This is a genomic window from Micromonospora sp. (assembly GCF_048594385.1).
Taxonomy (GTDB): Bacteria; Actinomycetota; Actinomycetes; order Mycobacteriales; family Micromonosporaceae; genus Micromonospora; species Micromonospora wenchangensis.
Genome location: NZ_JBMDWU010000313.1, coordinates 1 through 7,336, shown reverse-complemented (window position 1 = coordinate 7,336; position 7,336 = coordinate 1). Strand labels below are relative to the sequence as shown.

The following is a 7,336-nucleotide window of genomic DNA, read 5'->3' as shown; positions in this document are numbered from 1 at the left end:
ACGCCCCCCGCAGCACCCCCGAGGAACCCTGGCCGGTCCGGGTGGTCAGCCAGAAGGTCGGCGCGTGGATCGCCAAGCTCGGCTGGGTCTGGGTCGACGGGCAGGTGGCACAGATCAGCCGTCGCCCGGGGGCGGGCACGGTCTTCCTGACCCTGCGCGACCCGTCGGCCGACCTCAGCCTCACCGTCACCACCAACCGGGACGTCCTCGACTCGGGCGCACCGGAGCTGCGCGAGGGCGCCCGGGTGGTGCTGCACGCCAAGCCGGAGTTCTACGCGGCGCGGGGCACGCTGAGCCTGCGCGCCGACGAGATCCGCCAGGTGGGGCTCGGTGAGCTGCTGGCCCGGCTGGAGAAACTCAAGAAGCTGCTCGCCGCCGAGGGGTTGTTCGACCGGGCCCGCAAGCGCCGGCCGCCGTTCCTGCCGCAGCGGATCGGCCTGGTCACCGGCCGGGCGTCCGCCGCCGAGCGGGACGTGTTGACCAATGCCCGGCGGCGCTGGCCGGCGGTGGAGTTCCGCACGGTCAACGTGGCGGTGCAGGGGCCGGGGGCGGTGTCGCAGATCGTCGACGCGCTGCGGGTCCTCGACGCCGACGAGAGCGTCGACGTGATCATCCTGGCCCGGGGCGGCGGCGGCATCGAGGATCTGCTGCCCTTCTCCGACGAGGCGCTGTGCCGGGCGGTCTTCGCCTGTCGTACCCCGGTGGTCAGCGCGATCGGCCACGAGACGGACGCCCCGCTGGTCGACTACGTCGCCGACGTCCGCGCCTCCACCCCGACGGACGCCGCCAAGCGGGTCGTGCCCGACCTGGCCGACGAGGTACGGCTGATCGGTCAGGCCCGTTCCCGGCTGGAGCGGGCGGTCCGCAACCTGGTCGACCGGGAGTCGCACCGGCTGACCCTGCTGCGGTCCCGGCCGGTGCTGGCCCGCCCGCAGGTGATGGTCGAGCAGCGGGCGGCCGAGGTGTCCGCGTTGCGGGACCGGGCGGGGCGCAACCTGCACCACCGGCTCGACGCGGCCACCGGCGACCTGCGGCACACCCTGGCCCGGCTGCGGGCGCTCTCCCCCGCCGCCACCCTCGACCGGGGCTACGCGATCGTGCAGCGGGCCGACGGGCACGTGGTCCGGGCGGCCGGCGAGGTGGTCGGGGGCGACCCGCTGCGGGTCCGCCTCGCCGAGGGCGAGCTGACCGTGACAGTGGACGCATGAGGAGGACGAGATGAGCGACCGGAAACCCGAGGATCAGCTCAGCTACGAGCAGGCCCGCTCCGAGCTGGCCCAGGTGGTGGAGCGGCTGGAGGCCGGCGGCACGTCGCTGGAGGAGTCGCTGGCGCTGTGGGAGCGCGGCGAGCGGCTCGCCGCCGCCTGCCAACGCTCCCTCGACGGCGCCCGCGCCCGGATCGACGCCGCCCGGTCGACCACCGACGCCTGACCCGGGGTCAGCTGACCAGGCGGATGCGGACCCGGCGGTTCTGCTTGCCCTTGCTCTCCACCTTGACCACCTGGATCCGCCCGACCTGCCCGATGGACGCGACGTGGGTGCCGCCGTCGGCCTGCACGTCGAGACCCTCGATGTCGACGATCCGGACCTCCTGCTCGTCCGGCGGGATGAGGTTGGTCTGGGTGCGGACGATGTCGGGGATGGCCAGCGCCTCGTCGCGGGGCAGCACCCGGACGGAGACCCGCCGGTCGGTGGCGAGTTCCTTGTTGACCGCCTCTTCGAGCAGGCCCTTGAAGCCCTCGGGGGGCTGCGGCAGGTTGAAGTCCATCCGGGCCTCACCCGGCTCCATGTTGCCGCCGGTCACCAGCGCGCCGAAGTCACGGAACACCACGCCGCAGAGCACGTGCAGGCCGGAGTGGGTACGCATCAGGGTGAACCGGCGCTCGTCCTCGATCGCGCCCCGGACCTCGACGCCGACCGGCGGCACCGGGTCGCCCTCGGCGGGGATCAGGTAGAGGTCGTCACCCTTGTGGGTGCCGACGATCCGGGTCTGCACCCCCTGCCACAGCAGCACACCGTGGTCCGGCGGCTGGCCGCCGCCACCGGGGTAGAAGGCGGAGCGGTCCAGCACGATGCCCCGTTCGGGATCGACGTGCACGACTCGGCAGGTCCACTCGCGCAGGGACGGGTCGGCGAGGTCGAGACGCTCGGTGCGTCCGTGGTGGGAGATGCCCATGGGGGCGCAGCGTACTACCGATCGTCGCGCACCGTGAGACTAGCCACGCCCGGCCTCGGCCCAGTAGCCGGCCAGCCGTCTGACCACCTCGACCAACTCTGCCTCGTCGAGGGTGAAGGGGAGGCGGACGTGGTCCAGGTAGGAGCGTGCCCCCACGGCGAAGTGCGAGCCGAGCATCAACTGCATGCCGTGGTGCTGGGCGACGTGGTTGAGCTGTTGCAGCGGCCGGGGGGTGGCGCACCAGACGCTGAGTCCGCCGTGGGGCGGCTCGTGCCGCCACTGCGGCAGGTGTTCGGCGAGGGCGGCGAGCAGGGCGTCGCGGCGGCCGAGCAGTTCCCGCTGCCGTTCGAGACGGATCTGCGGCAGGTCGTCGAGGAGTTCGACGGCGAGCAGTTGGGTGGGCAGCGGGCAGCCCAGGTCGTACATGGCCCGCAGGTGGACGATCCGTCGCAGCTCGCGGCGGGGGCCGATCAGCCAGCCGATCCGCAGGCCCGGCCAGCAGACCTTGCTGAGGCTGCCGACCGTGTAGATCTGCGCACCGGGGGCGTACGCGCCGATCGGGGGTGGCGGGAGCGGGCCGTCGATCCGGGTGTCGGCGAGGGTGAGGTCCTCCACCAGCGGCACCCCGTACCGGCGGGCGATGGAGGCCAGTGCCGCGCGCCGACGCTCGGTCATCGTCCACCCGGTCGGGTTGTGGTATGTCGGGATGACGTAGATGAAGGAGGGTTCGTACCGGCGGACGGCCACCTCGACCGCCTGCGGGTCGGCACCCTCCCGCTCGATCGGCACGACGACCAGCCGCAACCCGGCGGTACGCAGCGACGCCAGCACCGTGGGGCAGGTCAGCTCCTCGACCAGGACGGTGTCGCCCCGCCGGGTCAGCACCCCCGCCAGCAGGGACAGCGCCTGGGTCGCGCCGTTGGTGACGATCACCTCCTCGGCGGCGGTGACCCGGCCGTCGGCGGTCAACTTGCCGGCGATCCGCTCCCGCAGCCCGGGGTAACCGGCCGGTTCGTACACCCGGCCGGGCAACGCGGCGGCGGCCAGCGCGGGCAGCCGGGACATCGCCGCCATCAGCCACGGGCCGGGCGGCGGCGACGGGACCGTCAGGTCGACGGTCCGGACCCGGTCGCGGACCACGTCGGCGATGAAGCCGCTCGCCGCCGCGCCGTAGTCGGCCAGGGGCGCGACGGCGGGTTGGGCGTGCGCCACCCGGGTCCCGCTGCCCTGGAGGCTGACCAGCCAGCCCTCGTCCTTGAGCAGGCTGTACGCCTGGGCGATGGTCGTCCGGCTGACGGCCAGCGCCACGGCGAGCCGGCGTTCCGGGGGTAGTTCACTGCCCGGGGGTAGCGATCCGAGCCGGATCAGCAGCCGTAGCTGCTCGGCCAGGCCGCGGTAGAGCCGGGTCTGGTCGTCCTTCCACGCACCGATCTGAGCGGCCAACTCTTCCGCGTTCATGCTCTCCCCCCAATGGACTGAGGATTGGCTATTTCCCTCAGCCACTGACTTGAGCAATATTCCATCGTCACGTTAGCGGGGGGCTGTGACTACGATCTGGCACCGCACCTGCCCGCTCTGCGGCCAGGTCCGCTTCCGACGCGTGACGTCGCACCGAGTGTCATCTCACTCGAGCCGCCGAGGGAGACGGTTCCAAGCAGAACGGGGAGCGGGAGCCGCATGGAGTCGTCCTTGCACGCAGCCGCGGGCTCGAACGGCACGGGGCAGCGCGTACCGGCCCCCCGCGCCGCGTCCGGACCGGCCACTCCCCCGGGCGGCCCACCGCCGCCGGCCGACCCGGCGTCGACCGAGGCCCTGACGCCACTGCTGCGCACGGAGATCGTCCGCCTCGTCGAGACCGAGGCGTCCCCGGCGGTGACCCAGTCGCTGCTGACCCCGCAGCGGCTGCGCGCCATCTGCGAGGTCGCCTCGGAGGACCTGCTCGCGCTGGCCCGCCGGGACCCGGCCGCCGGCGGCTCGTGGCAGTACGTCTGGGACAGCTACGTCGCCTACCGGGCGACCCTCGCCTACCGGGTGGCGCACGCCGTCCACCGGGCCGGGGACACCCCGCTGACCCCGGACGTCCGCCTCGCCGTGGCCCGCCGGGTCTCCGAGGCCGCCAAGGTCCGCACCGGCGTGGAGATCCACCCGGCCGCCAGCATCGGACGACGACTGATCATCGACCACGGGCTCGGCACGGTGATCGGCGAGACCACCGAGATCGGCGACGACGCGTACATCCTCCAGGGGGTCGTGCTCGGCGCGCGGGGCATCGCCGACAACCCCAGCGGCCGGCGGCACCCCCGGCTCGGCGACCGGGTCGAGGTGGGCGCGTTCGCCCGCATCCTCGGCGCGGTGACGGTCGGCGACGACGTGCTGATCGGACCCGGGATCATCGTCACCACCGACGTGCCGAGCCACCGCCGGGTCCGGCTGCTCAACCAGTACCAGGGCGCCTCCGGCGAGTGCAACGTCCGGGTCTTCGGCGTCGTCCCGGTCTGCGAGGGCGTGGTCGAGGTGCACGGCACCGGTCTCGCCGCGATCGAGGTCGACCTGGTGACCAGCACCGGCCAGCACCGTCCGGTGGTGGTCCTGGAGCGCGACGACCGGCGGGTCCGGTGCGCGGTGAACCGTCCCGGCACCGATGAACGGCTCCGGATCATCGACACCTGCGGGAACGAGACGGTCCTCTACAACCTCCAGCAACTCTGGCGGGCGCTCGACGAGTTCGGCTTCGCGTGACCAGGAGATGAGATGACGAACCACACCGGCGCCCGCGCCGGCCGCTGGCAGCTCGGGCTGCTCTACCTGCTGGTGTGCCTGATCTGGGGCACCACCTGGTACGGCATGAAGATGAGCGTGGAAACGCTGCCGCCGATCACCGCGGCCGGGTTGCGCTTCCTGGTGGCCTTCCCGTTCCTGCTCGCCGTCTGCCTCGCCGCGCCGGGGGTGTCGCTGCTGCCGCCGCCGGGCCGACGCTGGGTGGTGCCGTTCATCGCGGTGGTCTACATCGCCGTCCCGTACGCGCTGATCAACTACGGCGAGCAGCACATCAGCTCCGGCCTGGCGGCGTTGATCTTCTCGTCGGTCGTGGTCTTCCTGCTGCTCTTCTCGGTGCTGATCTCGCGGATCTCGGTGAGCTGGACGCAGTGGGCGGGCGTGGTGGTCGGGCTCGGCTGCCTGGTCGGCATCGTCCAGCTCACCGCCGGGATCAGCGCCCGGGGCGTGCTGGCACCGGCCGCCGTGCTGCTCGCCGCGGTCATGCACGCCCTGACGTACGCGGTGATGGCCCGCTACGGCGGCACCGTGCACGTGCTGACCCAGGAGACCCTGCCGATCGGGCTCGGGGCGCTGGGGCTGGTGGTGCTCGGGGCGTTCGTCGAGCGGCCCGACCTGGGCGCGATCTCCGGCCGCTCGCTGACCGGGGTGCTCTACCTCGGCCTGGTCGGCTCGGTGATCGGGTTCGCCGCCTACTTCTACCTGCTCCAGCACGTCGACGCGGTCCTGGTGTCGTACGTCTTCGTGCTCTTCCCGGTGGTGGCGCTGTTCGGGTCGGCGCTGCTGGAGAACTCGGCGCTGCCGGCCCTGGCGGTGGGCCTCGCGGTGGTCATGCTCGCCGCGTTCGGGCTGACCAAGAAGGCCACCGGGGACGGTTCGGCGGCCACGCCCGCGCCGGTGGTCCCGGACGACGGGGCGACGCTCGACGGGTCCACCCTCGACACGATCTTCGAGCACGCCCGGGTCGCCTACCCGGGCGAGGCGTGCGGTTTCGTGCACGCCAGCGGGCGGGTGCACGAGGCCCGCAACACGGCCGACGAGATGCACCGCAAGGACCCGGTCCGGTTCCCGCGCACCGCCGCGACCGGCTACGTGCTGGCCCCGGCCGACCTGATGTACCTGGAGGACAACCTCGACGTGGACGACCCGGTGGTGGTGCTCTACCACTCGCACCCCAACGGGCGGGCCTACTTCAGCGACGAGGACCGGCGCAACGCGCTCGTCGACGGGGTGCCGCTCTATCCGACGCTGGAGCAGTTGGTGGTCGGCATCGACGACACCGGCGTCCGGGAGGCCCGGTTGTTCCGGTGCGTCGACGGCGAGTACACCGAGCTGCGTTTCCTGCCCGGCCCGGACCGGCGTACGGCGGAGGTGGGCTGAGATGGGCATCCGTGACTCGATCCTCGACACCGTGGGGGGCACCCCGCTGGTGCGGCTCAGCCGGCTCACCGCCGACCTGCCCGGGGAGATCCTGCTCAAGCTGGAGCTGAACAACCCGGGCGGCAGCCACAAGATGCGCATCGCGCTGAACATGATCCGGGCGGCGGAACGGGAGGGTCTGCTCAAGCCGGGTTCCGGGCAGACCATCCTGGAGCCGACCGGCGGCAACACCGGGATGGGGATCGCGATCGCCGCCGCGGTGCTCGGCTACCGGGTGGTGCTGGTCATCCCGGACAACTACAGCGAGTCGAAGCGTCGCCTGCTGGCCAGCTTCGGGGTGGACGTCCGGCTCTCGGACAGCACCCGGGGCAACAACTCACACGGCGAGCTGGCCACCGAGATCCAGTTCGAGCACCCCGAGTACGTGATGCTCAACCAGGCGGCCAACCCGGCCAACCCGGAGATCCACCGGCTGACCACGGTCCGCGAGATCATCGCCGACCTGGACGGCACCCGGGTGGACGCCTACGTGGCAGGCATCGGCACCGGCGGCCACCTGACCGGCATCGGCGAGGTGCTCCGGCAGCACCAGGGCGGGCTGCGCATCCTCGGGGTGCAGCCGCAGGGGTGCGACATGTTCGCCGACGTGTTCGTCCCGCACCGCATCCAGGGACTGTCCATCGGCATGATCCCGCCGGTGCTCAACACGGAGATCATCGACGAGATGGTCACGGTGAGCGAGGCGGACGCGATCGACGGGATGCGCCGCCTGATGGAGTGCGAGGGCATCGGCGCGGGGCCGTCGACCGGCGCGAACATCGCCGCGTGCCGCCGGCTGCTGGCCGCCTCGGACGAGCCGCTGACGCTGCTGACGGTGGCCTACGACCGGGTCAACGACTACCTGGAACTGCTCTGAGCCGGGGCTGACCGCAGCGCCGGGTACTGCGGCGGAGACGACGACGGCGGGGGGGGGCCCCGGGCCCCCCCCCCGCGGGGGCCCCCCGC

At 72.7% G+C, this 7,336-nt stretch carries 7 protein-coding genes; 5 read left to right on the top strand and 2 right to left on the bottom strand.

The window, feature by feature from the left end:
- Positions 1-1,208 (top strand): exodeoxyribonuclease VII large subunit (xseA, locus tag ACOJTC_RS16740; protein WP_420117581.1); only part of this gene is annotated, 1,208 nt, incomplete at its 5' end.
- Positions 1,209-1,218: 10 nt separating this feature from the next.
- Positions 1,219-1,431, top strand: a complete 213-nt coding sequence (locus ACOJTC_RS16735; RefSeq protein ID WP_420117580.1) for an exodeoxyribonuclease VII small subunit — start codon at positions 1,219-1,221, stop codon at positions 1,429-1,431.
- Positions 1,432-1,438: 7 nt separating this feature from the next.
- On the opposite strand, the gene ACOJTC_RS16730 is transcribed toward ACOJTC_RS16735, so the two are convergent.
- Entirely contained in the window at positions 1,439-2,176 is a 738-nt protein-coding gene (locus tag ACOJTC_RS16730) for an alanyl-tRNA editing protein (protein ID WP_088642862.1), read from the bottom strand.
- A gap of 39 nt (positions 2,177-2,215) precedes the next feature.
- Positions 2,216-3,634, bottom strand: coding sequence for a PLP-dependent aminotransferase family protein (locus ACOJTC_RS16725; protein WP_420117579.1), 1,419 nt, complete (start codon positions 3,632-3,634; stop codon positions 2,216-2,218).
- A 231-nt stretch (positions 3,635-3,865) separates the two neighbouring features.
- Here ACOJTC_RS16725 and ACOJTC_RS16720 point away from each other — a divergent pair, with 231 nt between their 5' ends.
- Genes ACOJTC_RS16720 through ACOJTC_RS16710 form a run of 3 tightly spaced genes read left to right on the top strand, consistent with a single transcriptional unit; the run spans position 3,866 to position 7,247 of the window.
- A complete protein-coding gene (locus ACOJTC_RS16720; protein ID WP_420117578.1) occupies positions 3,866-4,915 on the top strand; it encodes a serine O-acetyltransferase in 1,050 nt (349 codons plus the stop codon).
- A gap of 12 nt (positions 4,916-4,927) precedes the next feature.
- Positions 4,928-6,331 carry an EamA family transporter gene (locus tag ACOJTC_RS16715; RefSeq protein WP_420117577.1) on the top strand — a complete coding sequence of 468 codons (1,404 nt, stop codon included), beginning with the start codon at positions 4,928-4,930 and terminating at the stop codon, positions 6,329-6,331.
- 1 nt (position 6,332) lies between these two features.
- Positions 6,333-7,247: a PLP-dependent cysteine synthase family protein gene (locus ACOJTC_RS16710; RefSeq protein WP_204927495.1), complete on the top strand. Its 915-nt coding sequence runs from the start codon at positions 6,333-6,335 to the stop codon at positions 7,245-7,247.
- Positions 7,248-7,336: the final 89 nt, after the last annotated feature.